General features: G+C 72.5%; 14 protein-coding genes and 1 riboswitch. Of the genes, 5 read left to right on the top strand and 9 right to left on the bottom strand.

Translation table 11 applies throughout. From position 1 onward, the window contains the following. Positions 1 to 142 precede the first annotated feature (142 nt). The 4 genes from I6G21_RS06215 to I6G21_RS06200 all read right to left on the bottom strand — a co-directional run bounded on the left by I6G21_RS06215 (position 143) and on the right by I6G21_RS06200 (position 3,789). Positions 143 to 1,072 carry a C40 family peptidase gene (locus I6G21_RS06215; protein ID WP_232238418.1) on the bottom strand — a complete coding sequence of 310 codons (930 nt, stop codon included), beginning with the start codon at positions 1,070 to 1,072 and terminating at the stop codon, positions 143 to 145. A 200-nt stretch (positions 1,073 to 1,272) separates the two neighbouring features. Continuing rightward, positions 1,273 to 1,854 carry a C40 family peptidase gene (locus tag I6G21_RS06210; protein ID WP_129357810.1) on the bottom strand — a complete coding sequence of 194 codons (582 nt, stop codon included), beginning with the start codon at positions 1,852 to 1,854 and terminating at the stop codon, positions 1,273 to 1,275. A 5-nt stretch (positions 1,855 to 1,859) separates the two neighbouring features. Continuing rightward, positions 1,860 to 2,013: riboswitch (cyclic di-AMP (ydaO/yuaA leader) on the bottom strand. A gap of 446 nt (positions 2,014 to 2,459) precedes the next feature. Further along, the gene (locus I6G21_RS06205) at positions 2,460 to 3,083 is read right to left on the bottom strand and encodes a thymidine kinase (RefSeq protein WP_129357809.1); all 624 of its coding nucleotides are present in this window, start codon (positions 3,081 to 3,083) and stop codon (positions 2,460 to 2,462) included. Positions 3,084 to 3,093: 10 nt separating this feature from the next. Next, positions 3,094 to 3,789 (bottom strand): metal-dependent transcriptional regulator, encoded by a 696-nt coding sequence (locus I6G21_RS06200; RefSeq protein ID WP_129357808.1) that lies wholly within the window; start codon positions 3,787 to 3,789, stop codon positions 3,094 to 3,096. A gap of 218 nt (positions 3,790 to 4,007) precedes the next feature. Here I6G21_RS06200 and serC point away from each other — a divergent pair, with 218 nt between their 5' ends. Beyond that, positions 4,008 to 5,132 (top strand): phosphoserine transaminase, encoded by a 1,125-nt coding sequence (gene serC / locus I6G21_RS06195; RefSeq protein ID WP_129357807.1) that lies wholly within the window; start codon positions 4,008 to 4,010, stop codon positions 5,130 to 5,132. Positions 5,133 to 5,156: 24 nt separating this feature from the next. Here serC and I6G21_RS06190 read toward each other — a convergent pair whose 3' ends face one another. The 3 genes from I6G21_RS06190 to I6G21_RS06180 form a co-directional block, all read right to left on the bottom strand. Next, positions 5,157 to 6,455, bottom strand: a complete 1,299-nt coding sequence (locus I6G21_RS06190) for an MFS transporter (RefSeq protein WP_232238417.1) — start codon at positions 6,453 to 6,455, stop codon at positions 5,157 to 5,159. A gap of 101 nt (positions 6,456 to 6,556) precedes the next feature. Then, positions 6,557 to 7,168, bottom strand: coding sequence for a DUF3027 domain-containing protein (locus tag I6G21_RS06185; RefSeq protein ID WP_081046058.1), 612 nt, complete (start codon positions 7,166 to 7,168; stop codon positions 6,557 to 6,559). Between the two features lie 5 nt (positions 7,169 to 7,173). Further along, positions 7,174 to 7,554 (bottom strand): cold-shock protein, encoded by a 381-nt coding sequence (locus tag I6G21_RS06180; protein WP_129357805.1) that lies wholly within the window; start codon positions 7,552 to 7,554, stop codon positions 7,174 to 7,176. A gap of 281 nt (positions 7,555 to 7,835) precedes the next feature. Between I6G21_RS06180 and I6G21_RS06175 the strand changes: the two genes are divergently transcribed. The 4 genes from I6G21_RS06175 (at position 7,836) to I6G21_RS06160 (ending at position 10,855) form a co-directional block, all read left to right on the top strand. Next, a complete protein-coding gene (locus I6G21_RS06175) occupies positions 7,836 to 8,108 on the top strand; it encodes a hypothetical protein (RefSeq protein WP_081046051.1) in 273 nt (90 codons plus the stop codon). Positions 8,109 to 8,196: 88 nt separating this feature from the next. Further along, on the top strand, positions 8,197 to 8,904 hold the full coding sequence (locus I6G21_RS06170; RefSeq protein WP_055684257.1) for a response regulator transcription factor: 708 nt from the start codon (positions 8,197 to 8,199) through the stop codon (positions 8,902 to 8,904). Between the two features lie 75 nt (positions 8,905 to 8,979). Beyond that, a complete protein-coding gene (locus tag I6G21_RS06165) occupies positions 8,980 to 10,410 on the top strand; it encodes a sensor histidine kinase (RefSeq protein WP_129357891.1) in 1,431 nt (476 codons plus the stop codon). 154 nt (positions 10,411 to 10,564) lie between these two features. Then, positions 10,565 to 10,855 (top strand): WXG100 family type VII secretion target, encoded by a 291-nt coding sequence (locus I6G21_RS06160; protein WP_100465045.1) that lies wholly within the window; start codon positions 10,565 to 10,567, stop codon positions 10,853 to 10,855. 126 nt (positions 10,856 to 10,981) lie between these two features. On the opposite strand, the gene I6G21_RS06155 is transcribed toward I6G21_RS06160, so the two are convergent. Next, on the bottom strand, positions 10,982 to 12,070 hold the full coding sequence (locus I6G21_RS06155) for a ribonuclease HI family protein (protein ID WP_100465047.1): 1,089 nt from the start codon (positions 12,068 to 12,070) through the stop codon (positions 10,982 to 10,984). 21 nt (positions 12,071 to 12,091) lie between these two features. Next, positions 12,092 to 13,231, bottom strand: coding sequence for an isochorismate synthase (locus tag I6G21_RS06150; RefSeq protein ID WP_100465077.1), 1,140 nt, complete (start codon positions 13,229 to 13,231; stop codon positions 12,092 to 12,094). Positions 13,232 to 13,260: the final 29 nt, after the last annotated feature.

Below are 13,260 nucleotides of genomic sequence, written 5' to 3'. Positions count from 1 at the left end.
CGCTGCGCGCTCCGCCTCAGGGACCCTCGCGGGCCCGGGCGGAAGGGGTGGGATCCGTGCCGCGCACCGGGCGCGGGAGGGACCCCGGGGAGGAAAGCGTCGGGCCCCGCGTCCGGATATGTGCCGGACGCGGGGCGGGTGCTCACCGGTCCACGTGGATGAACACGGGAGCGGAGGCCGCGGGCAGGTAGGCGGAGAACTCGGCGGTGGTCCCGCCCTCCCAGCCGCCGTGGATGGCGCGGCCGTTGCCCAGGTAGACGGCCACGTGGGAGCCGCCGAAGCCGTTGGAGGCGTAGTAGATGATGTCGCCGGGCTTGGCCTCGGAGGCCGAGACGGTGTGTCCCAGGCTCAGGTAGTCCTTCGGCCAGCCGTGGAAGTTGATCCCGGCCGCGCGCAGGGAGTTGGTCACCAGCGCGGTGCAGTCCTGGTGCCGGCCCAGCTGGGCGCGGGCGGCCTTCACGACGGCGTCGCGGTTGTAGCTGCCCTCGGAGGCCACCGGGGCGTCATCGGAGGAGGAAGCCGGGGCGGAGGACGCCTGGGCCTGGGCAGAGGTGCCGGTGGAGCGCTGGGTGGAGCCGGTCGCGGTGGTGGTGGAGGCGTTCTGCACCACCGGGGCCGCGGCGTCATCCTGCTGCTTCTGGGCGGTCTGGGCCTGCTCCTGACGCTGCTGCTCGGCCTTCTCCTCCTGAGCCTTCTGCTCGTCGGCCCGGCGCTGCTCGGCTTCGCGCTGCTGCGCAGCCTGCTCCTCGGCCTTCTTCTGCGCGGCCTCGGCCTCGCGGCGGGCGGTCTCCTGGGCGGCCTTCTGCTCGGCCGCGGCCTTCTGCTCGGCGGCGATCTGCTCTTGGGACTTCGGAGCCACGGCCGGGCGGACCAGGCTGGCCGGCACGTAATGCTGGCTCGGGGTGTTCACCGCGTCCAGGGAAGCCACGGGGGTGGCCTGCGCGGTGTTCTGGACCTCGGGGGCGGCGTCGGCGCCCTGGGCGAGGACGATGCCGCCGACCATCAGGCCGGACAGGGTCAGCACGCCGGCGGCGCGGGCGGAGTTCTTGGACAGCAGGGCGGAGGAGGCCATGGGGATCCTTCTGCGGAGGAGGAGCGAGGGAGGGTGAGCCGCGGGCCCGGGCGACGATGCGCGGGCGGCGGCTCGATCAGCGGCGAGGGATAGCCGCGGAAGAAGAGATGAGGCGCGAGGGGTGATGCGCGCGAGGCGCCCGGCGGCGTCAGCCGGTCGGGCGCCTCGCGGGATCTAGCGGCGGCCCGGAAGGGCTGCGATCACAGGGCGGTGAAGTAGCCGTCCACGGGCATCATGCCGCCGCCGTCAACGGCGGTGATCTGGGTGCCCTGGCTCGGGTTCAGCGCGGAGATCATCTTGCCATCACCGAGGTAGATGCCTACGTGGGAGTACCCGTTGGTGAAGACGATGTCGCCCGGCTGCGGGGTGGAGGTCTGCTTGACCTCGTTCTTCATCGCCAGGGTGTAGGCGGTCAGGTTGATGCCGGACTGCTTGTACACGTAGGAGACGAAGCCGGAGCAGTCCCAGGCCTTGTAGGACTTGCCGCCCCAGACGTAGGCGCCGCCCTGGCCGGCCTCGGCGTCGGCCACGATCTTGGCGCGGGAGCCGGTGGCCTGGGTGCTGGCGGAGGTGTCCACCGTGATCTGCGCGGTGTAGGTGTTCTGCCCGGCGTACTGGGTGGAGGACGCGGTGGGCTGGGTGTAGGTGGTGGCCGCGCCGGCGTAGGCGTTGGCGGGGGCCACGGAGCCCAGGACGACGGCGCCGGCGGCGGCGGCGATCCCGGTGTTGCGCAGGGTGTGGGACTGGGTGGCTGCGCGGTGACGAGCGGTGCTCTTTGCCATGGTGTTCTTTTCCTCCCTGGTGCCTGCGAGGTGAGCTGTCGGGTTCGGATGGGAGTCACCCGGCCGTCCGGATGGACGACTTAACCCCGAGGGCTCTTCCGCGTGGGAAGAACCCGTGATTGGGTCCCCCGCCTCTGCCGAAGTCAGTGTTCGTTCTCGGTGCTGATGGACAGCGGCAGAGCTCGGCGCTCCGTCCATCAGGTGCCCGTTTCGACCAGTGCTGGGCACGTCCACGAGAGTACACACACCCGTGACCAAAAGTCACGTTTTGGTCACGACCAGCCGCCGTCGTTCCCGCCGTGAGATCCGGCGAGCGGCTGGGCCGTTGACGACGGACCACGCCCGCGATCCCCGAAAAACCGTGCTGACCAGGAGAAACGCGACCATCGCAAGAAGTCCTCGATCGCCGTGGGAGCGGCCCCGCGGCCGGTCCGAACGAACCTGTGGATTCCCTCACGCAGGGTATCTCACCTCCACAGGGGCGGCTCGCGGACTCGAAACGGCCCGTGCCACGGTGCCGCGGGTCACGCGCGGACCCCGAAGATCACGATTCGGTCACGATGACGGATCGGCCGACGCCGCCGCTTCGCGATCCGCGGCGGGGCTCAGTCCCCCAGGCTCCCGCCGGTCTCCCGCAGGTAGCAGGCGGCGCACAGGGACTCGTAGGACACGCTCGCCCCGTCGATGGCCACCTGCTGGCCGGAGAACACGAACCGCTCCCCGATCCGGCGCCCGTTGAACAGGGCCTTGCGCCCGCACCGGCAGATGGTCTTCAGCTCCTCCAGGGAGTGGGCGACCTCCAGCAGCCGGGCGGAGTCGGTGAAGGCGCGGGTGCGGAAGTCGGTGCGGATGCCGTAGGCCAGCACGGGCACCCCGTCCTGCACCGCGATGCGCAGCAGGTCATCCACCTGGGCGCGGGTGAGGAACTGCGCCTCGTCCACCAGCAGACACGCCACCGGCGGCAGATCCACGGCCAGCATCGAGCCGTCGTCCCGCCCCTGGGCGTGGTGGGCGAATACCGCGCGGGCGTCGTCGTGCGGGCCCAGCAGGAAGCTGACCTCCCGCCGCACCCCGAGCCGGGAGACGATGCTGCCCTCCCCCTTGGTGTCCACCCGGGGCTTGGCCAGCAGGACCCGCTGGCCCCGCTCCTCGTAGTTGAAGGCCGCCTGCAGCAGCGCGGTGGACTTGCCGGAGTTCATCGCGCCGTAGCGGAAGTACAGCTTGGCCACCGGTCCGGGATCAGGCTCCGCGCTTGAGGATCAGGTGGGTGCTCACGGACTCGTCCAGGTCCAGGGAGTGGTCCTGTCCCTCGGCGCGCACCCGCACCGCGCCCTCCACCGGCTGGATGGTCACCACCGCGCCGGGGTGGATCCCGGCCTGGGAGAACTGCTGCAGCAGGTCGATGTCGGTCTGGATGGTCTCCGGCAGGCGCGCCACGGTGAACCGGTCGGTCTCCTCCGCGTCCTGCGCGGCGATGCTCACGGGCACGGTCTTGGGGTCGTTGGCCTCGCTGCTGAGCCCCAGGACCTCCAGGCCGGGGATCGCGTTGCCGTACGGGGAGTGCTTGGGGGAGTTCAGCAGCTCGACGAGCCGGCGCTCCACCCGCTCGCTCATCACGTGCTCCCAGCGGCAGGCTTCGTCGTGCACGTGGGCGAAGTCCAGGCCGATGACGTCGGCCAGCAGCCGCTCGGCCAGCCGGTGCTTGCGCATCACGGCCACGGCCTTCTCCCGACCCTCCTGGGTCAGCGACAGGGAGCGGTCCTTCTCCACGTGGACCAGGCCGTGGCGCTCCATCCGGGCGACGGTCTGGGAGACGGTGGGGCCGGAGTGGTCCAGGCGCTCGGCGATGCGCGCGCGCATCGGGGTGATGCCCTCCTCCTCCAGCTCCAGGATGGTGCGGAGATACATCTCCGTGGTGTCGATCAAGTCGGACATGGACGCGAGTGTCCCTTCTGCGCTGCGGACGGGCGGACGGTGTGTGTGATGCGTCCATCCTAAGCGGTCGGCCCTTCGGCCCCGTCCAGCATCCGGCCATCTTTCACCGCGGGAGGACGCACCCGGGGCCGGCGGGCCACAATGGGGAGGGTCACCGTCGCCCCTCTTCGGCCCCACGGCCGGCCTCGGGGCGCGTCCCCCGAGAGAAGAGAGCCATCGTGACCGCCGAACCGACCCTGCCCCCCGAGATCCTCCCGCGCGACGGACGCTTCGGCGCGGGCCCGTCCAAGGTCCGCCCCGAGCAGGTGCGCGCCGTCGATTGCGCCGGCAGCACCCTGCTGGGCACCTCCCACCGGCAGGCCCCGGTGCGCCGGCTGGTGGGGCAGATCCGGGAGGGACTCACCCAGCTGTTCGAGCTGCCCGAGGGACACGAGGTGGTGCTGGGCAACGGCGGGGCCACCGCTTTCTGGGACGCCGCGACCTTCCAGCTGGTCCGCGAGCGGGCCGCGCACCTGAGCTTCGGGGAGTTCGGCGCCAAGTTCGCCCACGCCACCGACGCCGCCCCGCACCTGGGGGCCTCGGAGATCATCACCGCACAGCCCGGCACCCGCCCGGACCCGCGCCCGGTGGAGGGGGCCGACGTCTATGCCTGGCCGCAGAACGAGACCTCCACGGGAGTCGCCGCCCCCACCCGGCGTCCCGACTTCCTCACCCCGGACCAGCTGTTGCTGATCGACGCGACCTCGGCCGCCGGCGGGATGGCCGCGGAGGTGGCCGGCACGGATGCCTACTACTTCTCCCCGCAGAAGAACTTCGCCTCCGACGGCGGACTGTGGGTGGCCGCGCTGTCCCCCGCGGCACTCGAGCGGATCGAACGGATCAGCGCCGCCGGGCGCTGGACCCCGGCCTCCCTGGATCTGAGCACCGCGGTGGCCAACTCCCGGAAGAACCAGACCTACAACACCCCGGCGATCGCCACACTGGTGATGCTGGCCGAGCAGATCTCCTGGATCAACGACCAGGGTGGCCTGGCCTGGGCGGCCGCGCGCACCCGGGAGTCCTCGGACCTGGTCTACGCCTGGGCCGAGGCCAGCGAGGTGGCCCGCCCGTTCGTGGCCCGGGAGCAGGACCGCTCCACGGTGATCACCACGGTGGACTTCGACGACGCCGTGGAGGCCGCCCGGATCGCGGGGATCCTGCGCGCGCACGGCGTCGTGGATGTGGAGCCGTACCGGAAGCTGGGGCGCAACCAGCTGCGCATCGCGACGTTCACCGCGATCGAGCCGGCGGATGTGCAGGCGCTGCTGGCCTGCATCGATCGCATCCTCGAGCAGATCCTCTGAAACCCCGCCCGGGATGTGCCCGGGTCACCGAGGTTCCTGGATCTCCAGGGCCGCGGTGATCGGGTGGGTGGCCGGGCCCAGCTCCGGCTCCTCCTCGTCGCGCTCCACGCGCCAGAAGCCGCGCCGGGAGCGGTCGAAGGTCAGGTGCAGCTCCTGCGAGCGCCAGTACCAGACCAGGCCCACCAGGGCGGTGAGCAGCCCGGCCACCACGGCCACGCCCAGGCCCCAGCGGGCCCCCATGACGTCGTTGACCAGGCCCACCAGCGGCGCCCCGATGGGCGTGCCACCGAGGAACACGGCCATGTAGATGCTCAGCACCCGCCCGCGCATCGAGGGGCGGGTGGTGACCTGCACGTAGGCGTTGGCCGAGGTAATGAAGGTCAGCGCGGCCAGGCCCATGGGCACCAGCACCACCGCGAAGACGATCACGTTGGGGGCCAGCGCCCCTGCCAGGCAGGTCAGCCCGAAGGCGCCGGCGGAGCCGAAGATGAAGCGCAGCCGGGGACGGTCCCGGCGGGCGGCCATGAGCGTGCCGGTCACGGAGCCGATGGCCATCGTGGAGGAGAGGAAGCCGAACTGATCCGCCCCGTAGCCGAACTCGCTGGTGGCCATCGCGGCGATGTTGATCGCTGAGTTCATCCCGAAGGTGCCCACCAGGAACGCCCCGATGATCACCGCGAGGATGTCCGGGCGGCGTCGGATGTAGGCCAGGCCCTCGCGCATCCGGGTGTCCTCCCGGGAGACCCGGGGCATGGGCCGCAGCCTGGCGACGTCGATGCGCGCGATCGCGAGGATCATCGCCAGAAACGTCACCGTGTTGATCAGGAACACCCAGCCGGGCCCGACCGCGGCCACCAGCACCCCGGCCACGGCCGGACCGAGCATGCGCGCGACGTTGAAGGAGGTGGAGTTCAGCGCGACCGCGTTGGGCAGGTCCCGGTCCGGGACGAGGTTGGAGACGAACGTCTGGCGCACCGGGGTGTCCAGGGCGGTGACCACCCCCAGGGCCAGGGCGAAGATGTAGACGTGCCAAATCTGGGCGTGCCCGGAGAGCACCAGCAGCCCCAGGCCCAGCCCCAGCAGGGCCTGAGCCCCCTGGGTCCAGAACAGCACGCGACGCCGGTCCAGGCGGTCCGCCAGCACCCCGGCGTAGGGGGCGAGGAACAGCTGGGGCACGAACTGCAGGGCCGTGACGATGCCCATCGCGGTGGAGTCCTCGTGGGACAGGGAGTTGAACACCAGCCAGTCCTGGCCGATGCGCTGCATCCAGGTGCCCACGTTGGACACCAGCGCCCCGGCGAACCAGATGCGGTAGTTGCGCAAGCGCAGGGAGCGGAAGGTGCCCCCGCCGGCGGTCTCGGCTGTGGTGGTGCTCGTGTGCCCTCACCTCTCCTCTCGGCCCGGGTCCGGGGACCCGGGGTGGCTCACCGCCCGGCGGTCTGGGTCTCGGTGCTGTGCTGCTGGGAGGTCGCCTCGGCGGCGCCCGCCTCGGTCCGGCGGCCCTGCTCGGAGCCCTCACCATCGGCGGCGTCCTGCGCGGGGGTCTCCTGCTCGTCGGCCGACTGCTCGGTCGACTCGGCGCCGTCCTGCGCGGCGCCGCCCTGAGTGGCGGTCCCCTGATCGGCCTTGCGCTGCGCTGCCAGCTCCTCGGGGCGCACCCGCTCGGACCAGGGCACCCACTCCGGGGAGAGCAGGGCATCGGGTCCGGGCAGCAGGCCCACCTCGCACACGGTCGCGGTCTTGGACCGCGGGGCCCGGGAGAGCGTGGCGAACCAGCTCCAGCCGCGGTAGCCCTTCAGCGTGCACTCGAACAGGTGGGTGGAGAGACGATCCTCCTCCCCGCGCACCTCGTGGCCCTCGCCGAGGGTCGAGGCGTCGGTGATCTCCAGGATCCCGGCGCGGGCGGTGTCCACGGCGGCGGCCAGCACCTCATCGGGGGTGGAGCGGCGCCGACGCCGGGGCTTGGCGGCATCGCCCAGCAGCGGCTGGGCCTCGGGTGTCTGTGTGCTCTCCTGCGCGTCGGTGCGCTCGGCCATCGGGCTCACGCGTCCAGCTCGTCGGCGACGGTGCGCAGGATCGAGGCGGTCTTGCGCCCCACCGCGCGATCCGGGTAGCGGCCGCGCCGCAGGGTGTTGGAGACCCCGTCCAGCAGCTTGATCAGGTCCTCGGTGATCACCGCCATCTCCTCGGCGGGCTTGCGGTGGTTCTTGACCGAGGAGGGCATCCGATCCAGGACGCGCGCGGACAGCGCCTGGGCGCCGCGGCGACCCTCGGCGATGCCGAACTCCAGGCGGGTCCCGGCGCGCACCTTCACTCCGGTGGGCAGGGCGGAGGCCGGCAGGAAGACCTCCTGGCCGTCCTCGGCGGCCACGAACCCGAAGCCCTTCTGCTCGTCGTACCACTTCACTTTTCCGGTGGGCATGGTCTGCTTCCTTCGCTGCATCGGTGTCGGGGCGCGGGGAGGCCCCGAGGCGCTCCCCGGCGGGGGCGCGACGGCGCGTCGGGTTCCCCGGCGCCGTCCGGGCGGGGCGCGCCGCCGCCCTCGACCGGTGCATCCTCGCGGGTCCCTTCGGCGGGACCGGCGGACCGGGCGGCGTGCGGCGCGAAACGTCAGTATCGGTGTCGATCATACAGGGCGGCAGGGTCCCCGTCCCGGGCGTTCGCCGTGGGCCGGGGCGCGCGCCGCACGGTACCGTGGTGCCCATGACCCGCTCCGCCTCACCGCAGCCCGCCGCCTCCGCCGACCCCGACCGCCGGGAGGAGACCGACTCGCGCGCCCTCGCGGTGACCGCCGCGGCCGGCGGGATCCTCGGGGTGCTGGCGGCCCTGGTCGGCGTCGGGATGCTGGTGGCCAAGGCCTTCGGCGCCCACCCGTGGCCTGTCATCAGCCAGATCCCGCTGCTGATGCTGCCCGTGGCGTTCCTGCTGCTGATGGCCGCGCTGGTCCTGGCCGTGCGGCGTCGTCGTCGGGTCTGACAGCGCCCGGAACCCGCCCGAGCCGCTCGCAGCGGATATCCGAGAGACGCTCAGGAATCCCCCAGGGACCTGCGGGACACTGACCAGCGTGAAGAAGACACAGCCTGAAGCCAAACTCCTGGTCGTCGACGACGAGCCCAACATCCTCGAGCTGCTGGCGACCTCCCTGCGCTTCGCCGGATTCGAGGTGGTCACCGCCTCCAACGGACGCGAGGCCCTGGACAAGGCCACCGCGGAGACACCGGACCTGGCGGTGCTGGACGTGATGCTCCCCGACATGGACGGCTTCACCGTGACCCGCCGGATCCGCGCGACCGGGCTGGTGTTCCCGATCCTCTTCCTCACCGCCAAGGACGACACCGAGGACAAGGTCACCGGCCTGACCGTCGGCGGGGACGACTACGTGACCAAGCCGTTCAGCCTGGACGAGGTCGTGGCCCGCATCCGCGCGGTGCTGCGGCGCACCCAGGCGCTGGAGGAGGAGGACTCCCGGCTGCGCGTGGAGGACCTGGTCCTGGACGACGACGCCCACGAGGTCTTCCGCGGGGACCGGGAGATCGACCTGTCCCCCACCGAGTTCAAGCTGCTGCGCTACCTCATGCTCAACCCCAACCGGGTGCTGTCCAAGGCGCAGATCTTGGACCACGTGTGGGAGTACGACTTCAACGGGGATGCCTCCATCGTGGAGTCCTACATCTCCTACCTGCGCCGGAAGATCGACAACGACAAGACCCAGCCGGCCCTGATCCACACCAAGCGCGGCGTGGGCTATCTGCTGCGCACCTCCAAGCACTAGCCTTCCGTGTCCGCCGTCACCGATCGGGTCCGCAACTCCCGGCTGGGGGCGCTGTCCCTGCGCACCCAGCTGGTCATGCTGACCGGGCTGCTGCTGGTCCTGGCCATCGCGGTGATGGGCCTGGTGTCCATCTCCGCGCTGCGCGCGCAGCTGGTCTCCCAGATGGATTCGGACATGTCCGCCAACGCCTCCTCCCTGGCCCGCTCCCTGGGTCAGCGCAGCGGCGGAGAGGACTCCGCGCAGGATTCGCAGTACGCCGCCTACCTGCTGGATGCCGACGGCAACGTGGTGGACTCCGCGAACACCTCCCACCTGGACTCCACCCCCGTGCTCACGGGCTGGACCCACGACACCGTGGACCGCTTCTCCGGCCAGGGCTTCACCGTGCCCGGGGTGGGCGGGGGCACGCAGTGGCGGATCAAGCCCTTCTCCCTGTCCGGCACGGACAAGTCCATGATCGTCGCCTCCCCCCTGAACCGGGTGGAGCAGACCGTGGCGCTGGTGGGCATGCTGACCCTGGCCTTCGGGTTGGCGACGCTGCTGGCCGCCATCGCCCTGGGGTGGGTGCTGGTCACCCGCGCCTTCGAGCCGCTGGCCCGGGTGGAGCGCACCGCCGCGCGGATCGCCGCCGGGGACCTGTCCCAGCGCATCGAGCGGTACAACCCGCGCACCGAGCTGGGGCGGCTGTCCATGTCCCTGAACGTGATGCTGACCCGCATCGAGGAGGCCTTCGACGCCCGCAAGCGCTCGGAGGTGAAGATGCGCCGATTCGTCGGGGACGCCTCCCACGAGCTGCGCACGCCCCTCGTCACGATCCGCGGGTACTCGGAGCTGTACCGGCACGGCGCGCTGCAGAGCGAGGAGGACATCGCCAAGGCGATGAGCCGGATCGAGGCGGAATCCGTGCGGATGGGCCGTCTCGTGGAGGACCTGCTGATGCTGGCCCGCCTGGACGAGAACCGCCCGGGCGAGTCCCAGCGGGTGGATCTGATGGAGCTGGCCCAGGACGCCGCGGACGACGCCGAGGCCAGCGCCCCGGACCGGGTGGTGCGGGTGGTGGGCCTGGAGGACGGTCCGGCCCTGCCCGCCCCGGTCTTCGGCGACGAGGCCCGGCTGCGCCAGGTCCTGGCGAACCTCGTGACCAACGCGATCCGCTACACCCCGGCGGGCAGCCCGATCGAGCTGGCGGTGGGCGTGCAGCCCGGCATCGACGGCGGCTTCGTCTCGGTGCTGAAGGTCGTGGACCACGGCCCCGGCATCGAGGGCGAGGAGGCGGAGAAGGTCTTCCAGCGCTTCTACCGGGCGGACACCTCCCGGACCCGGGAGACGGGCGGGACGGGGCTGGGCCTGGCCATCGTCGCGGCGATCGTGGACCAGCACCACGGCACGGTACGGGTCGAGCAGACCCCGGGCGGCGGGGCGAGCATGGTCGTGCGCATCCCGCAGTTGCGCACCGACGCCGACGGCGCCGCCCTGGATCCCCATTCGGGGGAGATCAGGGAATGATCGCGGGGTTCTCCACAGAACCCCGGTGCTGCGGGGTCCGAAGCGGTTCGGGGATGAGCCTGTCGGCCTAGTCTCCTGGGCATGGGCACGCCGATCGGCGGCTCACCGCCCGCCCCGCGGAACCTCCGCCGGGCGCCGTTCGAAGGAGACCATCATGGCCCGTTTCGTCGTCGATTCCGAGATCATCGCCGCCAAGACCGCCGAAGCCCGCAGCTTCATGGAGCGCATCACCTCCGAGGTCAATGGGATGACCGCCTCGCTGCAGGATCTGCAGGGCTCCTGGACCGGCTCCGCGTCGGTGAACTTCCAGGAGGTGCTCACCCACTGGCGGGCCACCCAGGCGCAGGTGGAGCAGTCCATCGGCGAGATCAACACGGCCCTGTCCCACGCCGGGGTCAACTACGCGGACACGGAGGCCGCCAACGCGGCGATGTTCATCGGCTGATCCGGACGGGCGCTGCCCTCGGGCGCGCCGGGCACGGGTGCTCCGGCTCGGGGCAGACTCATCCGAGTTCGGGGTCCCGGGCTCCCGCTGCCTCGCGCGGGCACCGGCCCCGCCTGCCGGGTCGGGTCAGTCCTCGGGGGTGTCCTGGCGCAGCAGCAGCCGCCAGCCGGGGCCCTCCTGCTCTGCCCCGGCCCGGGTCCACAGGCTGGAGCGCAGCAGGGGGCCCCGGCGCCCGGCGGCCCGACTGATCAGCAGCACGGAGTCCGGGTCCGGGCGCAGGGCGCGCAGCGGCTCCGGGTCGGTGTCCTGGGCGAAGGCCTGCTGCGGGTAGCGCAGCGCGGTCTCGCGATCCGCGACCCGTCCCCGCCGGGTCACCCAGGTCAGGTCGGGATGCAGGTGCAGCCCCAGGGCCCGCGGATCCTCGTGCAACTGCGGCCGGCCCAGGGCCGCCTCGATGCCCCGGACGACGTCGAGATCGTCGGCGGGGGTGGTCCCTGCCTCGGCCGCCCCGGGGCCAGCGACGGTGCCAGCGGCCACATCAGCTGCGTCCCCGCCGGCAGCGGCGGTGTCGGTCGAGGCGTCGGCGCGGGTTTCCTGCGACCGGGTGAGTCCGCTCCCCGGCGTCGCGGAGGCATCCCGTGCCGAGGCCGCCTCCTGCGAGGCGGGCGCGCCCGCCCGGGCGCGGTCTCCGGAGGGGAAGCCGGGGCCGCGCTCGGGTTCGCGCCCGCGCTGGTAGGCGGTGGCCGCGGCCCGGGCGCGGGCATCGGCGGCTTCGTTCAGCCCGTGCCCGGCGTGGCCCTTGACCCACTCGAACTCGCAGCGCCGACCCTGCATCGCGGCGTCGAGGGCCTCGAGCAGGTCCCGGTTCAGCACCGGCTTGCGGTCCTTCTTCCGCCACCCGTTGCGCTTCCACCCGGGCATCCACCGGGTGATGCAGTTGATCGCGTACTGGCTGTCGCACAGAATGCGCAGCGGGCGCCCCGGCTGATCCGCGGTGGCCTCCAGCAGGGCCAGCACGGCCTTGAGCTCGCCCATGTTGTTGGTCCCGTGCGGCCAGCCCCCGGCCTCCCAGGTGTCCTCATCCACGTACCAGGCCCACCCGGCCGGTCCGGGGTTGCCCAGGGCGGAGCCGTCCGCGGCGGCCACCAGCGGCCGCCCCTCCCCGGCGGTCTCGGCAGCGGATGCGGAACGGGTGGGGGAAGCCTCGGGGGTCATGGGTCCGGATTCTACCGACTCCTACCGCACCGGGCGGGCCCGGGCATCCAGCCCCAGGGCGGCCAGGAACGTGGAGAGCTTGGTCCCGGTCTCCGCGTGCTCGCCGTCGGGGGTGGAGCCCTCCACGATGCCGGCCCCGGCGAACAGCACGGCCCGGCGCGCGCCCACCCGGGCGCTGCGCAGGTTCAGGGCCCACTCGCCGTCGCCGTCCGGGCCGCACCAGCCCACCAGCCCGCCGAAGAAGCCGCGGCGGTGCGGCTCCAGCTCCTCGATCATCCGCAGGGCGGTGTCCCGCGGGCTGCCGCAGATCGCCGGGGTCGGGTGGATGGCCCGGGCCGCATCCAGCGCGGTGACGCCGGGCTTCAGCCGCCCCGTGATCCGGGTGCCCAGGTGCCACAGCTGCGGGGTGGCCAACAGGGAGGGGGCGGCCGGCACGTCCAGCTCCTCGCACAGCGGATCCAGGCGGCGGGCGATGTCCTGGATCACGGTCGCGTGTTCGCCCCGATCCTTGGGCGAGCGCATCAGCTGCTCCCCGATCTGCACGTCCTCCGTGGCGTCGCGGGCCCCGGCGCGGCTGGCCGAGCCGGCCAGCGGGTGCGTGGTGCACACCCCGTCCCGCACGGACATGACCAGCTCGGGGCTGGCGCCCAGGTGCCACGGGGTCTCGGCCTCCTGGCCCTCCCCCGCCCGGGGGTCGCGACAGGCGAAGACGTAAGCCCGGGGGTGCTGGGCGAGCAGGTTGCGATGCACGGCGGCCGGATCCAGTGGGGCCGCGGCGTCGTAGTCCAGCCGCAGCAGCCGGGACAGGACGATCTTCTCCAGCTGCCCGTCGTGCAGGCGGGCGACGGCGGCGGCCACCACCTCCCGGAAGGCGGGGCTGTCCAGCCCGTGCACCGCGCGGGGAGCGGGCAGGGCGGCGGCCTGTGCCGTCGGCTCTGGGTCCCCCGGACGGGAGTCCTGCGCGGGGGTGCGCTCCCAGCGGCGCGGCACCAGCAGCAGGGGCTCTTGTACGGGATGGAAGGGCAGCAGCCCCGCCACGGCGGTGCCGTGCTCGGCGGCCGCGGCCAGCGCCTGCGCCTCGGGCAACCCGGTCAGCGGGTCCTCCCCGCGCACCCGCCCCCAGGGGGTGCTCATGCAGAAGGCGGGCAGGGTGGGGCTCATGGGATCCTCCGATCCGGTGGTGGAGAAGT

It is taken from the genome of Rothia kristinae, assembly GCF_016028855.1.
GTDB lineage: Bacteria > Actinomycetota > Actinomycetes > Actinomycetales > Micrococcaceae > Rothia > Rothia kristinae.
This window is presented reverse-complemented; position numbering and strand designations above follow the sequence as displayed.